This window comes from Acidovorax sp. KNOB132, from assembly GCF_057541515.1.
The window spans coordinates 20,634-44,499 of record NZ_BAAJYT010000006.1 but is presented as its reverse complement, the minus strand read 5'-3'; the positions used below and the strand labels follow the sequence as shown (position 1 = coordinate 44,499).

19 protein-coding genes and 2 pseudogenes are annotated in these 23,866 nt (G+C 67.7%); 16 read left to right on the top strand and 5 right to left on the bottom strand.

What is annotated here, in order from left to right; genetic code table 11:
- The first annotated feature begins 84 nt into the window (after window positions 1-84).
- The gene (locus tag AC27IO_RS02195; RefSeq protein ID WP_498737068.1) at window positions 85-1,401 is read left to right on the top strand and encodes an Nramp family divalent metal transporter; all 1,317 of its coding nucleotides are present in this window, start codon (window positions 85-87) and stop codon (window positions 1,399-1,401) included.
- 55 nt (window positions 1,402-1,456) lie between these two features.
- Here AC27IO_RS02195 and AC27IO_RS02190 read toward each other — a convergent pair whose 3' ends face one another.
- Both AC27IO_RS02190 and AC27IO_RS02185 read right to left on the bottom strand, forming a co-directional pair.
- Window positions 1,457-1,969, bottom strand: a complete 513-nt coding sequence (locus AC27IO_RS02190) for a hypothetical protein (RefSeq protein ID WP_284398572.1) — start codon at window positions 1,967-1,969, stop codon at window positions 1,457-1,459.
- Window positions 1,970-2,192: 223 nt separating this feature from the next.
- Window positions 2,193-3,083 carry a DMT family transporter gene (locus tag AC27IO_RS02185; protein WP_498737030.1) on the bottom strand — a complete coding sequence of 297 codons (891 nt, stop codon included), beginning with the start codon at window positions 3,081-3,083 and terminating at the stop codon, window positions 2,193-2,195.
- A gap of 159 nt (window positions 3,084-3,242) precedes the next feature.
- On the opposite strand from AC27IO_RS02185, the gene AC27IO_RS02180 reads away from it, so the two are divergent.
- On the top strand, window positions 3,243-3,800 hold the full coding sequence (locus AC27IO_RS02180) for a helix-turn-helix domain-containing protein (protein ID WP_498737028.1): 558 nt from the start codon (window positions 3,243-3,245) through the stop codon (window positions 3,798-3,800).
- Between the two features lie 81 nt (window positions 3,801-3,881).
- On the opposite strand, the gene efp is transcribed toward AC27IO_RS02180, so the two are convergent.
- From efp to AC27IO_RS02165, 3 genes and pseudogenes are all read right to left on the bottom strand, one after another.
- A complete protein-coding gene (gene efp / locus AC27IO_RS02175; RefSeq protein WP_272552191.1) occupies window positions 3,882-4,436 on the bottom strand; it encodes an elongation factor P in 555 nt (184 codons plus the stop codon).
- Window positions 4,437-4,606: 170 nt separating this feature from the next.
- A pseudogene (earP, locus tag AC27IO_RS02170) lies at window positions 4,607-5,723 on the bottom strand (elongation factor P maturation arginine rhamnosyltransferase EarP).
- The gene (locus AC27IO_RS02165) at window positions 5,720-6,619 is read right to left on the bottom strand and encodes a LysR family transcriptional regulator (protein ID WP_272568647.1); all 900 of its coding nucleotides are present in this window, start codon (window positions 6,617-6,619) and stop codon (window positions 5,720-5,722) included. The pseudogene earP and the gene AC27IO_RS02165 overlap by 4 nt, the downstream one beginning before the upstream one ends.
- 131 nt (window positions 6,620-6,750) lie before the next feature.
- Here AC27IO_RS02165 and AC27IO_RS02160 point away from each other — a divergent pair, with 131 nt between their 5' ends.
- The 14 genes and pseudogenes from AC27IO_RS02160 to uvrC all read left to right on the top strand — a co-directional run bounded on the left by AC27IO_RS02160 (window position 6,751) and on the right by uvrC (window position 23,860).
- Complete coding sequence (locus AC27IO_RS02160) at window positions 6,751-7,968, top strand: CaiB/BaiF CoA transferase family protein (protein ID WP_498737024.1); 1,218 nt, start codon at window positions 6,751-6,753, stop codon at window positions 7,966-7,968.
- Window positions 7,965-8,996, top strand: a complete 1,032-nt coding sequence (locus AC27IO_RS02155) for a hydroxymethylglutaryl-CoA lyase (protein WP_498737023.1) — start codon at window positions 7,965-7,967, stop codon at window positions 8,994-8,996. The genes AC27IO_RS02160 and AC27IO_RS02155 overlap by 4 nt, the downstream gene beginning before the upstream one ends.
- Window positions 8,997-9,080: 84 nt before the next feature.
- On the top strand, window positions 9,081-10,061 hold the full coding sequence (locus tag AC27IO_RS02150; RefSeq protein ID WP_284430749.1) for a Bug family tripartite tricarboxylate transporter substrate binding protein: 981 nt from the start codon (window positions 9,081-9,083) through the stop codon (window positions 10,059-10,061).
- 167 nt (window positions 10,062-10,228) lie between these two features.
- Complete coding sequence (locus AC27IO_RS02145) at window positions 10,229-11,176, top strand: Bug family tripartite tricarboxylate transporter substrate binding protein (RefSeq protein WP_498737066.1); 948 nt, start codon at window positions 10,229-10,231, stop codon at window positions 11,174-11,176.
- Between the two features lie 247 nt (window positions 11,177-11,423).
- Window positions 11,424-12,380: a MurR/RpiR family transcriptional regulator gene (locus AC27IO_RS02140; protein WP_284430750.1), complete on the top strand. Its 957-nt coding sequence runs from the start codon at window positions 11,424-11,426 to the stop codon at window positions 12,378-12,380.
- Window positions 12,381-12,472: 92 nt separating this feature from the next.
- Entirely contained in the window at window positions 12,473-13,480 is a 1,008-nt protein-coding gene (locus AC27IO_RS02135; protein WP_284398544.1) for an isoaspartyl peptidase/L-asparaginase family protein, read from the top strand.
- A 75-nt stretch (window positions 13,481-13,555) separates the two neighbouring features.
- Complete coding sequence (locus AC27IO_RS02130; RefSeq protein ID WP_498737020.1) at window positions 13,556-15,439, top strand: dipeptide ABC transporter ATP-binding protein; 1,884 nt, start codon at window positions 13,556-13,558, stop codon at window positions 15,437-15,439.
- 97 nt (window positions 15,440-15,536) lie between these two features.
- A complete protein-coding gene (gene gsiB / locus AC27IO_RS02125; RefSeq protein WP_284430751.1) occupies window positions 15,537-17,075 on the top strand; it encodes a glutathione ABC transporter substrate-binding protein GsiB in 1,539 nt (512 codons plus the stop codon).
- 94 nt (window positions 17,076-17,169) lie between these two features.
- Window positions 17,170-18,090, top strand: a complete 921-nt coding sequence (gene gsiC, locus AC27IO_RS02120; RefSeq protein ID WP_284412092.1) for a glutathione ABC transporter permease GsiC — start codon at window positions 17,170-17,172, stop codon at window positions 18,088-18,090.
- 43 nt (window positions 18,091-18,133) lie between these two features.
- Complete coding sequence (gene gsiD, locus AC27IO_RS02115) at window positions 18,134-19,072, top strand: glutathione ABC transporter permease GsiD (protein ID WP_272568665.1); 939 nt, start codon at window positions 18,134-18,136, stop codon at window positions 19,070-19,072.
- Window positions 19,069-20,157, top strand: a complete 1,089-nt coding sequence (locus AC27IO_RS02110) for a P1 family peptidase (protein WP_498737017.1) — start codon at window positions 19,069-19,071, stop codon at window positions 20,155-20,157. The genes gsiD and AC27IO_RS02110 overlap by 4 nt, the downstream gene beginning before the upstream one ends.
- A gap of 10 nt (window positions 20,158-20,167) precedes the next feature.
- Entirely contained in the window at window positions 20,168-20,986 is an 819-nt protein-coding gene (locus tag AC27IO_RS02105) for a M55 family metallopeptidase (RefSeq protein WP_498737015.1), read from the top strand.
- Window positions 20,987-21,040: 54 nt separating this feature from the next.
- Window positions 21,041-21,750 (top strand): annotated as a pseudogene (locus AC27IO_RS02100) (aspartate/glutamate racemase family protein).
- Window positions 21,751-21,811: 61 nt separating this feature from the next.
- Window positions 21,812-23,860: an excinuclease ABC subunit UvrC gene (gene uvrC / locus AC27IO_RS02095; protein WP_498737013.1), complete on the top strand. Its 2,049-nt coding sequence runs from the start codon at window positions 21,812-21,814 to the stop codon at window positions 23,858-23,860.
- Window positions 23,861-23,866 lie beyond the last annotated feature (6 nt).

The window sequence follows — 23,866 nt, the reverse complement described above, 5'->3', positions numbered from 1 at the left end:
CGTCTATCTGCGCAATAGGCGCGGCGCCATGCCGTCGCGTGCCTGCTGCGGGACCGGGCTACGTATCATCGAGCTCCCATGCCCATGTTCCCCTTGCCGCGCACCGCCACCGCGCCTTTCTGCCCATCCGAAGTCAAGGGCAGCGTCCAGGTGGACCCTGGTCTCCCGTTTTCCAAAAAGCTGCTGCGCTACGCAGGGCCGGGCCTGCTGGTCTCGGTGGGCTACATGGACCCCGGCAATTGGGCGACGGACATCGAGGCCGGCTCACGCTTCGGCTACGGGCTGCTCTTCGTCGTGCTGCTGGCGAGCCTCGCCGCCATGCTGCTGCAGACCCTGTGCGTGCGACTGGGGCTGGTGGCGCGCCGGGACCTGGCCCAGCTGTGCCGCGAGCGCTATTCCCCCGCCGTGAACCGGTGCCTCTGGCTGGGAGCGGAACTGGCGATCGTGGCCTGCGATTTGGCCGAGGTGCTGGGCAGCGCGCTGGCGATGCACCTGCTGTTCGGCGTGTCGATTCCGGTGGGTATCGCCATCACCGCCTTCGACACTGTGCTGGTGCTGGGCTTGCAGGGCGCGGGGTTCCGGCGAGTGGAGGCCATCGTGCTGGCGCTGGTGGCCACCATCGCTGCGTGCTTTGCAGTGGAGCTGGCGTTCTCGCAGCCGATCTGGTCGCAGGTGGCGATCGGCTTCGTGCCCAGCCTGGAGCGGCTGCAGCAGCCTGGGGCGCTGTACCTGGCCATCGGCATCGTGGGCGCCACGGTCATGCCGCACAACCTGTACCTGCACTCGTCCATCGTGCAGACCCGGCTGGTGGCCGACACCGATGCGGCGCGGCGCGAGGCCATTCGTTTCTGCACCTGGGATGCCGTGGTGTCGCTGTCGCTCGCGCTGCTGGTGAACGCGGCCATCATGGTGCTGGCCGCCAGTGCCTTCCACCACAGCGGCCACCGCGACGTGGCCGACATCGCCGACGCCTACCACCTCATCGAACCCCTGGTGGGAAGCGCCCTCGCGGCTGCGCTCTTCGGCATCGCTCTGCTGGCCTCGGGCCAGAGTTCGACCTTCACGGGCACCATCGCCGGGCAGATCGTGATGGAAGGATTCCTGGACCTCAAGATTCCCTGCTGGCAGCGGCGCCTCATCACGCGGGGCCTGGCGCTGGTGCCGGCTTTCGTGGGCGTGTGGTGGCTGGGCGATGCGGGTGTGGGCAAGATGCTGGTGCTCAGCCAGGTGGTGCTGAGCTTTCAGCTGCCCTTCGCGATGTGGCCGCTGATCCGGTTCAGCAGCAGCCCCGAGGTGATGGGCCGCTTTGCCACCGGACGAACCCTCCGGCTGGCGGCCTGGGGGCTGTTTGCCGTGATCTCGCTGGCGAACCTCTGGCTGGTGACGGCGGTGTTCGCCTGAGAGAGGCCGTTTCCGCCAGAAGCTGCCGCTGCGGCCCCCTGCTTGATTGGTCGGCTCAGTTGGTCGGATAGGCCGTCAGCAGGATCCATTTGCCGCCGACCACTTCGAAGTCGAGCTGGATGTTGGAGAACTGCGATTTCGTCTTGGTGGTGCATTCGCCGTTGGCGTTGGCAGCGGTGCAGTTGAAGCCGCCGATCAGGTCTTTTTTCAGCACGCTGTAGACCGTCACCTTCTGCCGTGCATGCGTGCCGGAGCAGTCGACGGCCGTGCCTTTGTATTTTTTCGGGTCCTGGTAGTTGTTCCAGAAGCCGCTGTATTCCCCCACGCTGGAGAACAGCGTCTTGTCCTTCTGGCTGGAGCCCTTGGGCGGCGTCGCGCCGAAGACGTGCTGGTTGAGGTGGCCGCCATCGGCGTTGTTGTTGGCCGAGACGGCGCTGTGCTGCACCGTCGCGATGGCGCGGCATTCCACGGCGTGGGCGGTGCGGCTGAGGCCCGGGGCCATGAGCAGCGCGGCCATGGCGGACAGCGCCAAGGGGGTGGTGGACGAAAAAAAGCGGATCGAATGCATGCGGGCTCCCTGGTGTTATGTAAGGAAATCATTGCCGGAAGGCCTGGCAATTGCCCACCCGAAGCCCCTGTGCCATGGCGGGCCTGGATGCTGGCAAGGGGTGCGCGCCTGTCGGCCTTCCGGTGGCTCCATTCTGGAAAGACTCCCCTTGCAGCGCTCTGAAGATTGCGTGAATCGTCCTGAAATGGGCTGAAGCGCGGCAGCGCACGCTTCGTGCGCGTGGCTATTGCGGCGCTGGGTGGCGTGCGGCCATGCGCCATCCAAAGTTCATCCCTGCCACGGCCATGAGGATGGCGACGGCGCCACCGACCTGCATCGGGCTCAGCCGATGGCCGAAGGCCCACGCGTCCACCCCGATGGCCACGATGGGATAGATGAACGACAGAACGCCCACCATCGACGTCGATAACTTCTGTATGGCGCTGTACAGGAGCGTGGACATCAGGCCCGTGTGAATGAATCCGATCGCCAACAGCAAACCCCAGGTGGGTAGCGTCGATCCGCCCGTCGGGGCCTGGGCGAACGGCAGCAAAAGCAGGGTGCCAACGATCAGCTGGATCAGGACGATCAGGCGGGGCGGCACGCCGCTCAGCCTTTTGGTGATCGCGGCCGCCATGGCGTAGAAGAACGCGGCGGCCAGTGCCAGTCCGACGCCTTCCAGGTAGCCGGAGGGCAGCGCGCCCCACTGTCCACCGCCGACGACGATGAGCACGAGGCCGCCGAACGCGATGCCCAGCCATCCTGCCTGCGACGCGGTCAGCTTTTCTCCGAAGAACAGCGTCCCCAGCGCCACGAGCATGAAGGGCTGGGTGTGGTAGGTCACCGTGGCAATCGCGATGGATGCGTGCGAGTAGGCGGCAAACAGCAGGCCCCAGCTGGCCGCCAGGGCAATGCCGCCGAGTGCGGCCATGCCGGCTTGCCTGCGGCCGATGTTCCATCGCTCTGGCTGGCCCGAAAGGAGACAGAGCATCAGCAGCGCCACGGCGCCGAACGCGCAGCGCCAGAAGACCACCGAAGCCGCGGGTATTCCGGTTTGCAGCACCAGCCAGCCCACCGTGCCGGCGATGACCATGGCGGTGGTCATCTCCAGCGTGCCTGCCGTTTTCGGATGCATGGATCGTCGCCTGTGGTGGATTGCCCAGTCGCCTGGGCAAGGGGTCGGAAGAAAGCGATTCGTTCTTTAAAAAGAACGAACGAGCGGTATGATGAACTTGCTTCATTCGTTCGTCAAGTCGAACGATTGTTCTTTTTAATGAGATAGGATGATCATCCCTTGACCACCAGTTCTTCACCCATCCGCCTGTTGGCCGCGGCCGTGCGCCGCGAGCGCGAGCGCCTCGGCCTGTCGGTGTCCGAACTCGCCAAACGGGCGGCCATCGCCAAATCGACTCTCTCCCAGCTGGAAGCGGGCGTCGGCAATCCGAGCCTGGAAACGCTCTGGGCGCTCGCCACGGCGCTGGATGTGCAGGTGACGCAATTGATCGCCCAGCCCAGAACCCATGTGCAGGTCATCCGGGCCCATGAGGGGGTGGCGCTGGCTTCGGAGCAGGCGAACTACGCGGCGACCTTGCTGGCGGTGTGCCCTGCCGGCGTGCAGCGCGATCTCTACCGCCTGTCGGTCCAGCCCGGCGCACCCAGGACTTCCGAGCGCCACTTGCCGGGCACGGTGGAGCACGTCGTCCTGTGCAGCGGACGCGCCAGGCTGGGGCCGGTCGGCCATCTGGTGGAACTCGGCCCGGGGGACTACGCCAGCTACTCGGCGGATGAAACGCATGTGTTCGAAGCGCTGGAGCCTCAGACGTCGGCGGTCATGCTGATCGAGCACACATGACATGGACTGGCCCAGCGGAAATGAAAAAGGGCACCGGCCGAAGCGGGTGCCCTTTGGGGATCGAAACTCGATCCGGATCGATCAGACGCGCTTGCGGTACTCGCCCGTGCGGGTGTCGATTTCGATCTTGTCGCCCTGGCTCACGAACAGGGGCACGGGCACTTCGAAGCCGGTGGCGATCTTGGCGGGCTTGAGCACCTTGCCGGACGTGTCGCCCTTGACGGCGGGTTCCGTCCAGGTGACTTCGCGTTCCACGCTGGTGGGCAGTTCGACCGAGATGGCCTTGCCGTCGTAGAACACCACTTCGACGGTCATGCCGTCTTCCAGGTAGTTCAGTGCGTCGCCCATGTTCTCGGCTTCGACTTCGTACTGGTTGAATTCGGTGTCCATGCAGACATACATCGGGTCGGCAAAGTAGGAGTAGGTGCACTCCTTCTTGTCCAGGATGACGTTGTCGATCTTGTCGTCGGCCTTGAACACGTTTTCGGTGCCGAAGTTGCCGATCAGGCTCTTGAGCTTCATGCGGACCGTGGCGGCGCCGCGGCCGCCGCGTGCGTATTCGGTCTTCAGGACGACCATCGGGTCCTTGCCGTGCATGATCACATTGCCGGCGCGGATTTCTTGAGCGATTTTCATAGCAGATTGCTGGGCTGGGGTTGAAGCCGCTCTACGCGCCGGGGCGCTGCGGGCGCTGCCTGAGAGGTGCAGCGCAAGGTCCGAGCGCCAGCGCATGTTCCGCGGCGGGATGCGCCGGCCGGTCACTTCGTCAGAAAGTGCCGCCTTGGGTTGGCGCAAAACCGTGGATTTTAGCTTTTTTCGGCCACGAACCCTAGCAGTTGGGTCAACAGATCGTCCTGCGCGAGCAGCCGTGCGCGCGCCGCCTGCACGGTCGCGCGCCATTCCTGCAGCGTGGCGGCGTCCAGGGCGGGCAGGGGACCGTCCTGTTCGAGTCCGTTCCACAGCGCGTGGAAACGCCGCAGCGAAGGCGGCGCCTGGAGCCAGTCGAGGAACGCGTGCAGCTTGGCATGGTGGGCCTGGTCGTCCTGGGGATAGATGTGCCACACGAAGGGCTGGCCGGCCCACAGGGCGCGCACCAGCGAGTCCTCGCCGCGCACGCAGTTGAAATCGCAGGCCCACAGCATCTCGTCGAACGCCGGCTGGGGGCAGGGAGCGAGGTATGAAATCGATAGCAGACTGCCGGCGTCTTGATTGCGCTGGAGGCCATTTCGGTCCTGATTGTCCAGCGCCTGGACGGCTGCCGTTGCGCGGCCGGGGGTGACGAGCAAATGGGCGCCGGCATGCTGCCGCAACCGGTCGAGCAGCGAAGGCAAGGCGGGTGGCTCGTAGCAAAACAGCGAAACGGCGAAGGCCCCGGCCGCCACGCCATGGCGGGCACGCCAGCCGGCGCGGTCGAAGGCGGCCTGGCGGTCCATCAACCCCGGTTCGCGCAACAGCCCACCCGTGCGGCGGGTGAACCCGGGGTAGAAGAACCAGCGCGTGCAGCCCGCGCCGGGGCCCGACATCAGCAGGGAGGGCAGGCGGTGGCTGCGCTCCACATAGCTTTCGGCGCTGAGGTACTCCAGGTTGATCCAAGGGCGTTTTTTGGCCCGATGCCCTAGTGGAATTTGCCATTGATGCTATGAAATCAGGAGCAATCTCGCAGCCGAACGCCTCGATGACCACATCGCCCGCGCCGTCGGGCGGGGCCTGCGCAGGCCAGGGCAGGACCTGCACGCCCGGTGCGCCGGCAGGGGCCATCCAGCCCAGCGCGGTGGCGTCGTCCGTCCACAGGCGGACGGCGTGGCCCCGCCCGGCCAGGTCGGCGGCGAGGCGCCAGCACACGCCGATGTCGCCGTAGTTGTCGATGACCTGGCAGAACAGGTCCCAGCGCAGGGGGGAGGCCACGGGGTGCGCAGGGCTCATGCGCCACCCCCGGCCGGTGCCCGAAGATGCTCCACCAGCAGTTGCGCCACGCGCGACAGCGGCTCCCCGGACCGCACGCACAGCGACAGCTGCCGGTGCGCCCACGGCTCGGCCAGGGTGATGGGCCGCAGGGCCAGGGTCGCGCGGTACAGCTGGGCGCTGCCGCGGGGCAGCACGCCCACGCCCAGGCCCGCGGACACCATGAGGCACAGCGCGTCGTAGCTGGTCACCTGGATGCGCAGCTTGAGCGGCAGGCCCGCTTCGGCCGCCGCGCGGGTGAGCTGGTTGTTGATGGCGCTGCCCGGGTGCACGCCCACGAAGTCGAACGGCAACGCATCGGCCAGCCGCACCGAGCGCCGCCGGGCCAGCGGATGGCCAGCGGGGGCGATCAGCACCAGTTCGTCGGTGCGGTAGGGCAGCAGGGCGACGCGCTCGCCGTAGCTGCCGTGGTTGAGGATGCCCACGTCCGCGGCGTTCTCGGCCACCGAATGGGCGATGGCGCTGCTGATCTGCTCCTGCAGCCGCACCTGGACCTGCGGGTGCGCGGCCATGAAGGCCGGCAGCTCGGCCGGCAGGAACTGGGTGATGGCCGAGATGTTGGCCACCACGCGCACGTGGCCCCGCACCCCGGCGCGAAAGTCGCGCATCTGCAGGGCGATGCCATCGAGTTCGTTGAGCACGCCGCGCGCCATGTTCAGCAGCGCATAGGCCGCGTCGGTGGGCTCGGTACCCCGGTTGCTGCGGCTGAAAAGCTCCACCTGCAGGGTGCCCTCCAGCTCGGCCAGGCGCCGGCTGGCGGCCGACGGGGCGATGTGCTCGCGCGCCGCGGCGCGGGCGATGGCGTTTTCTTCCATCACCGCCACGAACAGGCGCAGGGAAACCGGGTCGAGCTTCATGGGCGCCGATGGTACTGCCGCCGGGCAGCCGGCCATGCCGGTTTGCGATGGCGGCGTCGCGCATCGGGGTTTTGCGGTGGGCGGGGGCCACGGCATGATCCGCGCCATTCGAACGAAGGGACGCGACAGGAATGACGACGACGACGGATACGACAGCAGCCCCCGCCGCCCTGGCCGGGGTGCGGGTGATCGAGATGGGCCAGTTGATCGCCGGGCCGTTTTGCGGCAAGACGCTGGGCGAGTTCGGGGCCGATGTGGTGAAGATCGAGGCGCCCGGCGCGGGCGATCCGCTGCGCAACTGGCGGCTGATCAAGGAAGGCACCTCGGTGTGGTGGCAGGTGCAGTCGCGCAACAAGCGTTCGCTGGCGCTGGACCTGCGCCAGCCGGAAGGACAGGACATCGCGCGCCGGCTCATCGCCGAGGCCGATGTGCTGATCGAGAACTTTCGCCCCGGCACGCTGGAGGACTGGGGCATGTCGCCCGAGGCGCTGCATGCGCTCAACCCCGGGCTGGTGATCCTGCGCATCTCGGGCTATGGGCAGACCGGCCCCTACCGCGACCTGCCGGGCTTCGGAATGATCGGCGAGGCGATGGGTGGCCTGCGCCACCTGACGGGCGAGCCCGGCCGCGTGCCGGTGCGCGTGGGCGTCTCCATCGGCGACACGCTGGCGGCGCTGCACGGCGCCGTGGGCGTGCTGACGGCGCTCTACCACCGCAAGGTGAACGGCGGCAAAGGCCAGGTGATCGATGTGGCGCTGCACGAAGCCGTATTCAACGTGATGGAGAGCCTCATTCCCGAGTACAGCGCCTTCGGTGCCGTGCGCGACGCGGCGGGCAGCGCACTGCCGGGCATCGCGCCGTCCAACGCGTATCCGTGCACCGATGGCTGGGTGCTGGTGGCAGGCAATGGCGACAGCATCTTCAAGCGGCTGATGGACGCCATCGGTCGGCGCGATCTGGCGGCGGCGCCCGACCTGGGCAGCAATGCCGGGCGGGTGGCCCGGGTGGCGGAGATCGATGCGGCCATCGGCGAATGGACGGCCGGGCGCACCGTGCAGGCAGTGCTGGAGGGCCTGGGCGCCGCCCGCGTGCCCGCCGGCAAGGTGTACACGGCGCAGGACATCGCCGAAGACCCGCACTACCGCGCCCGAGACATGCTGCTGCCGCAGACCACGCGCGACGGCTATGTGGTCGAGGTGCCGGGCATCGTGCCCAAGCTGTCGGGCACGCCGGGCACGATCCGCTCCAGTGCGCCGCACCTGGGCGACGACACCGATGCGGTGCTGGCCGAGGCGGGCCTGACCGCCCAACAGATCGCGCTGCTGCGCAGCAAGGGGGTGATCCAATGACCGCGACTCGCAACCCGTCGAACGGGGCGGATGAAAAGCGCGAAGCCCGGGCCGGCGTGTGGAACGGCAATGGCCGCCGCATCCACCTGCAGGAAGTGGGAACGCGCGACGGCCTGCAGATGGAGCAGGCCTTCGTGCCCACGGCAGACAAGATCGCGCTGGTCGATGCGCTGTCGGCGGCGGGCCTGTCGAAGATCGAGGTGACGGCGTTCGTCTCGCCCACGGCGATACCGGCGCTGCGCGATGCCGAGATCGTGATGCGCGAGATCGTGCGGCGCCCCGGCACGGTGTACAGCGCGCTGGTGCCCAATGTGCGCGGCGCCGAGCGCGCCATCGAGGCGCACACCGACGAGCTGAACCTGGTCATGTCCGCCAGCGAGACGCACAACCTGGCCAACCTGCGCATGGCGCGCGCGCAGTCGTTCGCGGCGCTGTCGCAGGTGGTGGCCACCGCCCAGGCCGCGGGCGTGGCGGTGAACGTGTCCCTGTCGTGCGTGTTCGGCTGCCCCATGGAAGGCGATGTGGCACAGGCGCAGGTGTTCGGCTGGGTGCAGCGCTTCGCCGACCTGGGCGTGCGCGGCATCACCCTGTGCGATACGACCGGCATGGCGTATCCGACCCATGTGGCGCAGCTCACCGCCGCCGCCCGGGCGCGCTGGCCGGGCGTGGATTTCACGCTGCACTTTCACAACACGCGCGGCATGGGACTGGCGAACGTGCTCGCCGCCATCGATGCAGGGGCGGACCGTTTCGATGCGTCGCTCGGCGGCCTGGGTGGCTGCCCCTATGCGCCGGGTGCGTCGGGCAACGTGTGCAGCGAGGAGGTCGCACACGCGCTGCAATGGATGGGCTACGACACGTGCGTGGATCTTTCGCAGCTGATCGCCGCGGCGGCCAGGTTGCCCGGGCTGATCGGCCACGACATTCCCAGCGAGATCGTGAAGGCGGGGCGCCGGCTGGACCTGCACCCGGTGCCGGACGGCTTCGAGGCGATCCGCGACCGGGCACGGGCGCGCGAAGCCGCCTGAACGCCGGGCGGCAGCGGCCTTCCCGCGGGAAGGCCGCGGGCCGGCGCGGCGCGATGCATCGACAAAAATCCAAGGAAGACAAAAATGATGGACACGCATTCACTCTCGCGCCGCGCGGCGCTGGGCACGCTGCTGTGCGGCATGGCGGGCACGGCCCTGGCGCAGGCGGGCTACCCCCAGCGCGCGATCACCCTCGTGGTGCCGCAGCAGGCCGGTGGCGCCAACGACGCGATCGCCCGGGTGGTGGCGCAAAAGCTGTCGGAACAGCTGGGCCAGCCGGTGGTGGTGGACAACCGGCCCGGCGCGGGCGGCAATGTGGGCACGGCCGCGGCGGCCAAGGCCCGGCCGGACGGCTACACCCTGCTGCTCACGGCGGACAGCGCGCAGGTCATCAACCCCTGGCTCTACCAGCACACGGGGTTCGACCCGGTGAAGGATTTCGAGCCGGTGGCGCCGCTGGCCACGGCGGGCTACGTGCTGGTGGCGAACCCGGCGTTTCCAGCGTCCAACGTGGCCGAGCTGGTGGCGCTGGCCAAGGCGCACCCGGGCCAGTACGCCATCGCCTCGGCGGGCAACGGCACGCTCAACCACCTGATCGGCGAGATGCTGCAAAAGACCGCGGGCATCACGCTGCAGCACGTGCCCTACAAGGGCTCCGCCGCGGCGGCCACGGACGTGGTGGGTGGGCAGGTGCCGCTGTCGGTGCAGAGCCTGCCGTCCTCCATCGCCTTCATCAAGGCCGGCAAGCTCAAGGTGTTGGGCGTGGTGAACACGCGGCGCGTGGCGGCCTTGCCGGACGTGCCCACCATCGGCGAGACGCTGGCGGGTTTTGGCCAGACACCGTGGTACGGGCTTTTCGCGCCGGCCGGCACCCCGCCCGCCGTGGTCGCGCGGCTGCAGGCCGAGGTGGCCAAGGCGCTGGAGCAGAAAGACGTGGCCGAGCGGCTCGCCGCCGTGGGGTGCGAACCATACAAGGGCAACTCGGCTCAGCTGGCGGCGCTGGTGCGGGACGACCTCGCGCGCTGGGGCCGGGCGGTGAAGGACACCGGGGCCAAGCTGGATTGACGGCAGGCCGACCGGCCCGTGCGGACCGAGGGCGGGGCGCGACCTGCCGCCGCAGGGCTTTTTTTCTTTTGAATTTCAAAAAACCAAGGAGACATGGCATGAGAACGACAATGACAACGGCAGCGATCACCCCGATCACCCCTTGCGCATCCCGTCGCAGGGCGGCGATGGCCATCGCGCTGGCTGCGGCCTTCGCCGGCCCCGCCTGGGCGCAGGGCGGCTATCCGAACAAGCCGGTCACCCTGGTCGTGCCCACCGCCGCGGGCGGCACCACGGACCTGTCCGCGCGCATGCTCGCGCAGGCCCTGGGCCCGGTGCTGGGCCAGTCGGTGGTGGTGGACAACAAGGGCGGCGGCAACGGCAACATCGCCGCCGGTGCCGTCAAGCGGGCCGAGCCCGATGGGTACACGCTGCTCATGCAGTACTCGGGCTATCACGTGATCTCGCCACTGCTCACCCGGCAAAAGCAGTGGGAGCCGGGCGATTTCCAACCCATTGCGAACGTGCTGTCGGCGCCGCAGATCATCGTCGTGCGCGATGGCCTGCCCGTGAAGACGCTGGCCGATCTGATCGCCTACGCCAAGGCGCATCCCGGCAAGCTCAACTACGCCTCGTCCGGCAACGGATCGCTGCAGCACGTGACCGGTGCCATGCTGGAGCAGCAGGGCGGCGTGAAGATGGTGCACGTGCCGTACAAAGGCACCGGCCCGGCGCTGCAGGATCTGCTGGGCGGGCAGGTGGATCTGACCTTCGGCACCGCGCCACCGTTCATGCCCCACATCCAGGCCGGAAAACTGCGCGTGCTGGCGGTCACCGGAAAGCAGCGCCTGGCCAGCCTGCCGGACGTGCCCACCACCGCCGAGGCGGGCTACCCCAAGGTGGATGCCACGTCGTGGTTCGCGCTGTTCGCCCCGGCCCATGTGCCCAAGGCGGTGGTGGACAAGCTGGTGGCCGATGTGCGCACCGTGGTGCAAAACCCCGCATTCCAGCAAAAGGCCCTGGAGCAGGGCGCCACCGCCGACTACCAGGGACCGCAACCGCTCGCCGAGCGGGTGAAGGCCGATCTGGTCAACTGGGCACAAGTGGTCAAGGCCTCCAGGATCGAGGCGGACTGATCGTTCCTTGCCCCTCGGACCGCTCTTTAAGGGCCCTCCAGCCATCGAAGCCCTGCGCAGCGCGCAGGGCTTTTTGCTTTGTGCGCAGCGCGTGCGCCGAGACAACGGGAGGGCCGCCGTGCACGGGCCCGTCATGCGCTTGTAAAAATTCTTTGAATGATTGAATTTTTTCTTTAATATGACGGTGTTGTAAATTTTTTATCAAAAGCGGCTGAACGCTTTCCCCCACCCACCTGGCACTTGTCCCATGTCCGCTGTTCCCGACCCGAGCACCGAAGCCCCCACGATCGCCATTCGCATCGGCCGGGTGCGCCCCACGCTCACGCGGTCGCACCAGCAGATGGCGGACTACGTGCTGGCCCACCCGCTGCAGGCGGCCACCATGCCCATCGATGAACTCGCGGCGGCGGTGGGCGTTTCCATCGCAACGGCCAACCGCTTCGCCCGGGCCATCGGCCTGGATGGCTACCCCATGCTGCGGGCCGAGCTGGTGCGCGGTTTCGAAGCCATGCTGGCGCCCATCGAGAAGATGCGCATCAAGCTGGAAAAGCCCAGCAGCATTGGCGACGTGTTCGCCGCCGCGCTGGAGGAAAGCCAGCGCAACATCGCCGCCACGCGTGAGGCCCTGGACCCGGCCGCGTGCGAGGCCGCCGTGCAGGCCATCGTGGGGGCGCGGCGCATCTATCTCGCCGGCTTCGGCGCCAGCGGCTGGCTCGCGGGGCTGCTGCAGCGCGGGCTGGATGCGCATTGCGACGGCGTGCACCTGCTGGCCGGGGTGGCGGGTGCGTCCTACGGCGCGCGGCTGCTGCCGCGCATGGGCGAGGAAGACCTGTTCATCGCCATCAGCTACCCCCGCTACCTGACCGACACCGTCGTGCTGGCGCAGGGCGCCTTCGAGCGCGGCGTGCGCGTGCTGGCATTGACCGACGGGCTGCAGTCGCCCCTGGTGCCCTTCGCCCACGGCTGCCTGTTCGCGCAGACCGAAAACCAGTACGCGGCCAATTCCGAATCGTCGGCGCTGGCCATGATCGAGGCGCTCACCAGCGCCGTGGCGCACCAGGCCAAGGAGTCGGTGAAGACCGCGGCGCGCATGACCGAGGCGGTGCTGCCCTGGCTGCACGACAGCTCGCGCACGCGGCTGGCGCCACGCTCGGCCGACACCGCCGCCAGGAAGCCCGCTGCCAAGGGCAGTGGCCGCGCCTGAACGGCGGCCGCATCCATCGCTCCCGATCGCCTTTCGCCTGGCCGATTGATTCGTTCCCATCCACTTCGCTGACCGGTTTCGCCGCTTCTTCCATGACCGTTTTTCCGTCTCCTTCCGGCCGTCCCGTTCCGGTGATCGCCATCCACGGCGGTGCCGGCACGCTGAGCCGCGCGCAGATCGACGCCCGGCAGGAGCGGGCCTACCACGGTGTGCTGCAGGACGTGCTGCGCGCCGGGCAGGCGGTGCTGGAGCAGGGCGGGTCCGCCGCCGATGCGGTGTGCACGGCCGTGCAGTTGTTGGAAGATTGCCCGCTCTTCAACGCCGGGCATGGCGCGGTGTTCACCGCCGACGCGACCCATGAACTGGATGCCGCGCTGATGGAGGGCGCCACGCTGGCGGCCGGCGCGGTGGCCGGCGTGCGCCACGTGCGCAACCCCATCCTGGCGGCCCGCGCGGTGCTGCGCCAGGGCCAGCATGTCCTCATGGCGGGCGAGGGCGCCGAGCGCCTGGCGCGCGATGCGGGGCTGGCCATGGTCGAGCCCCACTACTTTTCGACCGAAGCCCGGCGCGCCCAGTTGCTGGCCGCGCAGGCCCGCCAGTCGGGCGCGGTGCTGGACCACGACGGCGCTGCTGCAATGGCCGGCCTGTCGGGCCGCGCGCTGGACGAAGACCGCAAGATGGGCACCGTGGGCGCGGTGGCGCTGGATGCCCAGGGCCACCTCGCGGCGGCCACCTCCACGGGCGGCATGACCAACAAGCGCCCCGGCCGCGTGGGCGACAGCCCGCTCATCGGCGCGGGCACCTATGCGGACGACCGCACGGCCGCCGTGTCGTGCACGGGGCATGGCGAAGCCTTCATCCGCGTGAGCGCGGCGCACGACATCTGCGCGCGCATGGCCTACGGCGGCGCCTCGCTGGAGGCGGCTGTCGATGCCGTGGTGCATGGCGCGCTGCCTGCCGTGGGCGGCACCGGGGGCCTGATCGCGGTGGACCGCCACGGCAACGTGTGCCTGCCGTTCAACACCGAGGGCATGTACCGCGGGCTGGCCCGCGTCGGCCACGCGGCCGAGTCCTTCATCTTCCGCACCCCGGATGCATGAAGCCCACGGGCCGATGCATCGACCGACCGACTGGCTGCCTGATCGCCTGACCGAATTTCCTATCCCTGTCCTGCCATGACCCCAACCCCTTCGAGCGCGACGACCTCCCTGGCCCTTGCAGAGCAGCGCGTGCTGGCCGTGGACGATATGACGGTCCGCTTTGCCAATTCCGAGCGCACGGTGGACGCCGTGCGCAACCTGTCCTTCCACGTGGACCGGGGCGAAACGCTGGCCATCGTGGGCGAGTCGGGCTCGGGCAAGTCCGTCACCTCGCTGGCGCTGATGCGGCTGGTCGAGCATGGCGGCGGAAAGATCGTGGGCGGCTCCATCGCGCTGCGCCGCAGCAGCGGGCAGGTGCTGGACATGCGCCGCGCCAGCAACGCCACGCTGCAGTCGGTGCGTGGTGCCGACGTGGCCATGATCTTCCAGGAGCCCATGACCTCGCTGAACCCCGTCTTCACCGCGGGCGAGCAGATCGCGGAGTCCATTCGCTACCACCAGGGCAAGGACCGGGCGGCGGCGCGCGCCGAGGCGCTGCGCATGCTGGAGCTGGTGCGCATTCCCGAGGCGCGCAATGTGCTCGACCGGTTTCCGCACCAACTGTCCGGCGGCATGCGCCAGCGCGTGATGATCGCCATGGCGCTGTCGTGCAAGCCGCAGCTGCTCATCGCCGACGAGCCCACCACCGCGCTGGACGTGACCATCCAGGCGCAGATCCTGCAGCTGATCCGCCAGCTGCAGGAAGAGATGCGCATGGGCGTGATCTTCATCACCCACGACATGGGCGTGGTGGCCGAGGTGGCTGACCGCGTGCTGGTCATGTACCGCGGCGACAAGGTGGAAGAGGGCCCTTCCGCCCAGATCTTCGCCGCCCCGCAGCATGCCTACACGCAGGCGCTGCTGTCGGCCGTGCCCAAGCTGGGTGCCATGCAGGGCACCGACCTGCCGCGGCATTTCGAACTGCTGCGACCTTCCGGTGATGCCGAGACGGTGCAAGCGCTGCAGTCCACGCCGGTGGATACGCGCCCCGCAGGGGCCCAGCCCATCCTGCGGGTGAAAGACCTGGTGACGCGTTTCGACCTGCGCTCGGGGCTGTTCAACCGCGTCAAGCGCCGCGTGCACGCGGTAGAGAAGGTGAGCTTCGACCTCTATCCGGGCGAGACGCTGGCGCTGGTGGGCGAGTCCGGCTGCGGCAAGTCCACTACGGGCCGCTCGCTGCTGCGGCTGGTGGACAGCCAGAGCGGTGCCATCGAGTTCGGCGGGCGCAACATCCTGGACCTGCCCACGAGCGAGGTCCAGGCGCTGCGCCGCGACATCCAGTTCATTTTCCAGGACCCGTTCGCCTCCCTCGACCCGCGCCTGACCGTCGGCTTTTCGATCATGGAGCCGCTGCTGGTGCACAAAGTGGCCAGTGGCCGGCAGGCGCAGGAGCGCGTGGACTGGCTGCTGGAAAAGGTGGGGCTGCCGCGCGACTACGCGCAGCGCTACCCGCACGAGTTCTCGGGCGGCCAGCGCCAGCGCATCGCCATCGCACGGGCGCTGGCCCTCAACCCCAAGGTGGTGGTGGCGGACGAATCCGTGTCGGCACTGGATGTGTCCGTCCAGGCGCAGATCGTCAACCTGATGCTGGACCTGCAGCGCGAGCTGGGGGTGGCGTTTCTTTTCATCTCGCACGACATGGCCGTCGTCGAGCGCATCAGCCACCGCGTGGCGGTGATGTTCCTCGGCCAGATCGTGGAGATCGGACCGCGCCGCGCGATCTTCGAGAACCCGCAGCATGCCTATACCAAAAAGCTCATGTCCGCCGTGCCCGTCGCCGACCCGGCGCGCCGGCACCTCCGGCGCACGCTGCTGGAGGGGGACATTCCCAGCCCCATCCGCGCGGTGGGCGACGAGCCCGTGGTGCTGCCGATGGTGCAGGTGGGACCCGGCCATTTCGTGGCGCCGCAAGGGGGGTGATGTTTCCAACTCAAATCGACCTTCAGCGCTTGCCTGACAAGCGAAAGCAGCTATCCATTTTGAAAACCCCTGATCTTTTCCACACCGGAGTTCACCCATGAAGAAAGCTTCCACCCGCCGCATCGCCTTCAGCCTGCTGGCCCTGGCCATGTCCGGCTCCGCGCTGGCCGCCGGCAACGCCGTGCTGGCCATCTACCAGCAGCCCGAGACGCTCGACCCCTACAACACCAACACGACCATCACCACGGCCGTGACCAAGAGTTTCTATGAAGGCCTGTTCGCGTTCGACAAGGACATGAAGGTCAAGAACGTGCTGGCCGAGAGCTACGAAGTGTCGAACGACGGCCTCGTCTATACCTTCAAGCTGCGCTCGGGCGTCAAGTTCCACGACGGCACCGACTTCAACGCCGCCGCGGCCAAGGCCACCCTCGACCGCGTGATGAACCCCGAGAACCGCCTGCTGCGCGCCAACCAGTTCAACCGCGTCGCCAAAGTCGAGGCCGTGAACCCGACCACGCTGCGCATCACGCTCAAGGAGCCCTTCGGCCCCTTCATCAATGCGCTGGCCCACGCCTCGGCCGCGATGATCTCGCCCGCCGCGCTGGCCAAGTGGGGCAGCAAGGACATCGCCTTCCACCCCGTGGGCACCGGCCCGTTCGAGTTCGTCGAATGGAAGCAGACCGAGGCCATCGTGGGCAAGAAGTTCGCGGGCTACTGGAAGAAGGGCTATCCCAAGGTCGATCAGGTCACCTGGAAGCCTGTGATCGAGAACAACACCCGCGCTGCCATGCTGCAGACGGGCGAGGCCGACTTCGCCTTCACGCTGCCCTATGAGCAGATCGCCACGCTCAAGAAGAGCGACAAGGTCACGGTGGTGTCCGCGCCGTCGATCATCCAGCGCTTCCTCACCTTCAACATGCTGCAAAAGCCGTATGACAACCCCAAGGTGCGCGAAGCCATCGGCTACGCCATCAACAAGGAAGCGCTGGCCAAGGTGGCCTTCAACGGCCATGCCTTCCCGGCCCAGGGCTTCGTGCCGCAGGGCGTGGAATACGCGGTGAAGATGCAGCCCATTCCCTACAACGTGGCCAAGGCCAAGGAACTGCTGAAGGAAGCGGGCTACCCCAACGGTTTCGAATCCGTGCTGTGGAGCGGCTACAACAACACCACCAGCCAGAAGGTGATCCAGTTCATCCAGCAGCAGTTGCAGCAGGTCGGCATCAAGGTGTCGGTGCAGGCACTGGAGCCCGGCCAGCGCGCCGAGCAGGTGGATTCATGGCCTGATCCCAAGACCGCCAAGGTGCGCCTGTACTACATCGGCTGGTCTTCCTCCACCGGCGAGGCCGACTGGGCGTTGCGCCCCCTGTTCTCCACGGAGTCATGGGCGCCGAAGCTGGCGAACTACGCCTTCTATAGCAACCCCGTGGTGGACGAGTCCATCGCCAAGGCGCTGCTGACCACCAACGGCGCCGAGCGCGCGGCGCTCTACAAGACCGCGCAGGAGCAACTCGCCAAGGACCTGCCGCGCATCCCGCTGGTGACGGAGGACGTGCTGTACGCCCACGCCAAGCGCCTGTCCGGTGTGCATGTGATGCCCGACGGCAACATCAACAGCGACGAGATCGACCTGAAATAACAGGCCAAGACCGCCCCGCACGCTGATCCGGCGTGCGCGGGGCTGCTCCTGTTTTCATCAAAAAACACATCGCTGCGCCCGCAGCGCCGCACCCATGCTGAACTACTTTCTCAAACGACTGCTGGGACTCTTACCCACGCTGCTGATCGTGGCTGTGCTGGTGTTCCTGTTCGTCCACATGCTGCCCGGCGACCCCGCGCGCCTGGCGGCGGGGCAGGACGCCGACGAGGCCGCCGTCGCGGTAGTGCGCCACGACCTGGGCCTGGACAGGCCGCTGCCCGAGCAGTTCGTGCACTTCTTCACGCGCATGGTTCAGGGCGACTTCGGCAAGTCCATCCGCACCGGCCGCACGGTGGCGGCCGAGATCGGCGAGCGCTTCATGCCCACGCTGGCGCTCACGGTCACCAGCATGGTCTGGGCGGTCATCTTCGGCATGGGCATCGGCATCATCTCGGCCGTGTATCGCAACCAATGGCCCGACCGGCTGGGCATGACGCTGGCGGTATCGGGCATCTCGTTTCCCGCGTTCGCGCTGGGCATGGTGCTGATGCAGGTGTTCTCGGTCAACCTGGGCTGGTTGCCCACGGTGGGTGCGGCAAGCTGGCAGCACTACATCCTGCCCTCCATCACGTTGGGGGCGGCCGTCGCCGCGGTGATGGCGCGCTTCACCCGCGCGTCGTTCGTCGAGGTGGTGCAGGAAGACTTCGTGCGCACGGCGCGCGCCAAGGGGCTCAACGAGCGCCTCGTGATCTTGAAGCATTGCCTGCGCAATGCGCTCATTCCCGTCATCACCATGATGGGGCTGCAGTTCGGCTTCCTGCTGGGCGGCTCCATCGTGGTGGAGGCCGTCTTCAACTGGCCGGGCCTGGGTCGCCTGCTGGTGGATGCCGTGACCATGCGGGACTACCCCGTGATCCAGACGCTGGTGCTGCTGTTCTCGCTGGAGTTCATCCTCATCAATCTCGTGGTGGACATGCTCTACGGCTTCATCAATCCCACCATCCGCTACAAGTGACCACGGCGGCCTGCATCCCATTCCACGAACACGAAGAGACGGTATGACCACGCCCTCCATCCCCACGCCCCCCGATGCCGCGCAACTGGCGGCCGCCTCGGTGGCGCCTGCCGCTGCCAGTTCCGGCGCGGTCCGCACGCCCTGGCGCGAATTCTGGCGCAAGTTCAAGAAGCAGCGCGTGGCCATGGTGGCGCTGGCTTTCGTGCTGCTGCTGGTGCTGGTGGCCGTGCTGGCACCGGTCCTGGTGCCTTACGACCCCGAAGGCTTTTTCGACTACGAAAGGCTGAACGAACTGCCGTCGGCCGTCCACTGGTTCGGCGTGGACCCGCTGGGGCGCGACATCTTCAGCCGCATCCTGATGGGCGCGCGAATCTCGCTGGCGGCGGGATTCCTGTCGGTGCTCATCGGCTGCCTGATCGGCACGACCCTCGGTCTGCTGGCCGGGTACTACGAGGGATGGTGGGACCGCGTGGTGATGCGCATCTCGGACGTGCTGTTCGCCTTCCCCGGCATCTTGCTGGCGCTCGGCGTGGTAGCCATCCTGGGCAGCAACATGACGAACGTCATCGTGGCCGTGGCGGTGTTCAGCGTGCCGGCTTTCGCGCGGCTGGTGCGCGGCAACACGCTGGTGCTCAAGCAGATGACCTACATCGAATCGGCGCGCAGCATCGGTGCGTCGGACTGGACCATCATCGTGCGGCACATCCTGCCGGGCACGATCTCCTCGATCGTCGTGTACTTCACGATGCGCGTGGGCACCTCGATCATCACGGCGGCCAGCCTGTCGTTCCTGGGCATGGGCGCGCAGCCGCCCACGCCGGAATGGGGCGCCATGCTCAACGAGGCCCGTGCGGACATGGTGAACGCACCGCACGTGGCGCTGTTCCCCAGCCTGGCCATTTTCCTGACCGTGCTCGCCTTCAATCTGCTGGGGGACGGCTTGCGCGATGCCCTCGACCCGAAGATCGACCGGCAGTCATGAGACCGTCTTCGACAGGCATCACGGCGGCATTGGTGCCGCCACGCATCGGCAACCTGCTGGCCGGGCCACTCGATGCCATCACCGACGTGGCGGGCGTGACCGTGGGGCATGCGACGCGCGACGACGGTCCGGTGCAAACCGGCGTCACCGTGATCCATCCGCATGGGCTGGACCCCTATCGCCACAAGGTGCCGGCCGGTGCGTCGGTGATCAATGGCTTCGGCAAGAGCGTGGGCCTGGTGCAGTTGGCGGAATTGGGGCAACTGGAGACGCCCATCGCGTTGACCAACACCTTCTCTGTCGGCGCCATGGCCCAGGCGCAGATCCGCCAATGCATCGAGGCCAATCCGGAGACGGGCAGGGCGTTGCCCACGGTCAATCCGCTGGTGCTGGAGTGCAATGACGGTTTTTTGAACGACATCCAGCGCATGGCCCTGGACGGAGGCGACTACCTGGCGGCGTGCAGCAACGCTGGCGCGCGCGCGGCACAGGGTTCGGTGGGCGCGGGGCGGGGCATGTCGAGTTTCCAGCTGAAAGGCGGCATCGGCACGGCGTCGCGCCGGGTGCCGCTGCGCCAGGGGGGCATCTGCACTGTCGGAGCGCTGGTGCTGGCCAACTACGGGCTGCTTCCGAACCTGGTATGGGGCGGCAAGGCCATCGGTGCCGAAGTGGCCACCCTGCTGGACGACAGCGCGCGCGCGCAGTCTGCGGAGACCGAACGCGGCTCCATCATCATGGTGCTCGCCACCGATGCGCCGCTGGATGCCCGCCAACTGAACCGCCTGGCCCTGCGCGCCGGCGCAGGACTGGCACGCACTGGCTCAGTCTACGGCCATGGCAGCGGCGACATCGCCCTGGCGTTCTCCACGGGCTACACCGTGCCGCATCTGGCGGACCAGCCCATGCCGGCCACGCCGATGCTGCACGAAACCTTGCTGGACGGCCTGTTCCAGGCAGCGGCCGACAGCGTGGAGCAGGCCATCGTCCATGCCCTGTGGCATGCCACGCCCGTCACCGGCCGGGATGGGCACCACCGCCCTGCATTGCGCGGGTTGCTGCCCTGTCTGCCCGCATCGATTTCCTGAAGACCCCTCCATGAAAATTCTCATTTCCGTCGATATCGAAGGCGTCGCGGGCGTCTACCACCCCGAGCAGGTGCGGCCCGGCAATCCCGAATACGAGCGCGCGCGGCGCCTGATGGCGGCCGAGGCCAACGCGGCGATCGCCGGCGCCTTCGATGCCGGGGCCTCCGAGGTCTACGTGAACGATTCGCACGGTGGTTTCCGGAACATGCCGCCGGACCTGCTGGACGAGCGGGCGCAGGCCATCCAGGGCAAGCCCCGCTACCTGAGCATGGTGGCGGGCGTGGAACTGGGTATGGACGGCGTGTGTCTCATCGGCTATCACTCCCGAGCCCAGGGGCGCGGCATTCTGGCCCACACCATCAACAGCTTCGCCTTCGCGCGCATCGCCTTCAACGGCCAGGAACTGGGCGAGGCGGGGATCTATGGCGCCCTGGCAGGCGCCTATGGGGCGCCGGTGATCATGGGGTCGGGTGACGACGTGTTCATCGCGGAAACCCAGCCGCTGTTTCCCCAGGCCCGGTTCGTGCAAACCAAGCGGGCGACGGGCCAGACGAGCGGCATCAGCCTGTCGCCCGCGCAGTCCTGCGCGGCCATCCGGGCGGGCGTGGCGGCAGCCGTGCAGGATTGTGCTGCCGTGCCGCCTTTTCGCATCGAGGGCGAGATTCTGGTGGACGTGCAGGCCCAGACGCCTGCCCTGGCCGATCTGTTCTGCCAGTGGCCCACGCTGGAGCGCGCGGCCTCCAACGCCGTGCGCTTTCAGGCACCGGACACCGAGTCGGCCGTGCGAATGGTCAATTGCCTATCGGCCATGTCGAGCATGCTGCGATGAACGGCGAACCGCATTTTTTTTGGCGCGCCCGCGAAGGTCGGCATCCTGGCCGGCATGGGGCCGGCGGCAGGTGTGGATTTCGCCCGCCTGTTCCTCAAGGCGTCCGAGCGCTGGCTGCGGGACCATGGTTTGGCGGTTCAGGACCAGGCATACCCCGAGCACTGGATGGCACAGGTCCCGGTGGCGGACCGGTCCCGCGCGCTCAGCGATGCAAACGCACCGCAGCCGTTGGACGAAATGGCGCGGGTGCTGCAGCAACTCTCTGCCGTGGGCGCCCGCGCCGTGGCCATCTCGTGCAACACCGCGCACGCCTGGCACGCTGCACTGCAGGAGCGGGTGCCGTCCGTGGACCTGCTGCACATCGCACGTGAGACTGCCGCCGAATTGCAGCGGCGGGCATCCGCAAAGTGGCGCTGCTGGCCACGCAAGGCACCTACGGCATGGGCCTATACGACACCGTCATGGCGGCCCATGGCATCGAATGCGTGATTCCCGAGCCATCCGAGCGTGAAGAACTCATGCAGGGCATCTACCAAGGGGTCAAGGCCGGGAACCTGGCGTTGGCGCAGGCATGTTTCACGCGCGTGGGCAGGCAGTTGCGTGGGCGCCATGGCGATGGCATCGCCTTGATCATGGCCTGCACCGAAATCCCGCTGGCCTTGCCCCAGGCCCCGCAAGCGCAAGGCTGGACATTGATCGATCCTTCCGAAATCCTGGCCATGGCGCTGGCCCGCAAGGCCTACGAAGGGCACGTCGGGCACTGATCCGGCAGGGCTTGGCCGTTGCGGCATGCGACGGGGCGCAGAGACTGGCCACAATAGCGCCATGTCCGATGTGCATTCCCCCGAACTCCTCGCGCAAGTGGCCGCGCTGCCGCCGCTGCCGGGTGTCTACCGCTACTTTGATGCGCAAGGCGCCTTGCTCTATGTGGGCAAGGCACGCAACCTCAAGAAGCGCGTCTCCAGCTACTTCACCAAGACCCATGGCGGTACGCGGATCGGCCACATGGTGGGCCGGATCGTCCGGCTGGAAACCACGGTGGTGCGCTCCGAGGCCGAGGCACTGCTGCTGGAAAACAACCTCATCAAGTCGCTGAATCCGAAATACAACATTCTGTTTCGGGACGACAAGAGCTATCCGTATCTCAAGATCACCGGCGTGGCCGGCAAGGACGGCACCGGCGAGGCGCCAAGCCAGCTCTTCCCGCGCATGGCCTACTACCGCGGCGCCATCGACAAGCGGCACCGCTACTTCGGTCCTTACCCGGGGGCCTGGGCGGTCAAGGAAACCATCTTGCTGCTGCAGAAGGTTTTTCGCCTGCGCACCTGCGAAGACACGGTGTTTGCCAACCGCACCCGGCCCTGCCTGTTGTATCAGATCAAGCGCTGTACCGGTCCCTGCGTGGATTTGATCTCGCCCCAGGCCTACGCGAGCGATGTCGCGCATGCGGAAGCCATGCTGCGGGGCGAGACGCAAGAGCTGCTGCGATCGATGGAGGCCCGCATGATGGAGCATTCCGGCCGCCTCGAGTTCGAGCAGGCAGCCGATGTACGCAACCAGATCACCGCGCTGTCGCGCGTGCTGCACCAGCAGGCCATCGAAACCGTGTCCGACAAGGATGTGGACATTCTGGCAGTGAAGGTGCTGGGGGGGCGCGCCTGCGTGAATCTGGCCATGGTGCGGGGAGGTCGGCACCTGGGCGACCGGGCGTACTTTCCCGTGCACGTGGAAGACGCTGCGGCCGTATTCCAGGCAGAGGAGGCCGCGGACGACGCTGGGTCCACGAGTGAGGCCGCTTCCATTGAAGGCGGGCAGGGCGGTGAATTGGCTGGCGCCACGGTGGATGAAGGAAAGTCGGCTCAGTCCATGCGTTCTGCACCGGCGCGTTCCGTCGAGGCGCAGGTGCTGGAGGCCTTCATCGCGCAGCATTACATCGGCGTGCCGGTGCCCCCTGCGCTCATCGTGAGCCACCCGGTCGATCGCGCATTGATCGATGCGCTGTCCCAACAGACCGGCGTGCGGGTGACGGCGGTGCACCAGCCGCGGGAGCAGCGCCGCGCCTGGCTGGACATGGCTCAGAAAAATGCAGACATCCAGCTGGCCCGCCTGCTGGCCGAAGAGGGTTCGCAGCAGGCGCGTACCCGGGCCCTCGCCGAGGCGCTGGACCTGAGCGAAGAGGACCTCGATACCCTCACGATCGAGTGCTTCGACATCTCGCACACGGCGGGCGAGTCCACTCAGGCGTCTTGCGTGGTGTTCCACCATCACAAAATGCAGAACAGCGAGTATCGGCGCTTCAAGATCGAAGGCATCACGGGCGGAGACGACTATGCAGCCATGCGGCAGGTGCTCATGCGCCGCTACAGCAAGGTCGCGGAAGCGCAGCGCGAGGCCGGGGGCGCGGAGCCCGCGCCAAGCCAAGCCCGGCTGCCCGACCTGGTGCTGGTGGACGGCGGCAAGGGGCAGGTGAGCATGGCGCGCGAGGTGTTCACCGAACTCGGCCTGGACCTCAGTCGCATCGTCGGCGTCGAAAAAGGCGAGGGCCGAAAGGTGGGGCTGGAAGAATTGGTGTTTGCCGATGGGCGTGAAAAGGTCTACCTGGGCCGGGACTCCGCTGCCTTGATGCTGGTCGCTCAGATCCGCGACGAGGCGCACCGCTTCGCGATCACCGGCATGCGGGCGGCGCGGGCCAAGGTGCGTGTGGGCGGGGGGCAACTGGAGGAGATTCCGGGCGTGGGGCCGAAGAAGCGGGCTCGGCTGCTGCAGCGGTTCGGCGGCGTGCGCGGTGTCGCAGCGGCCAGCGTGGAGGACCTGATCACGGTGGAGGGCATTTCGCGCGATCTGGCCGAGGAGATCTATCGCGCGCTGCGTTGACTGGAT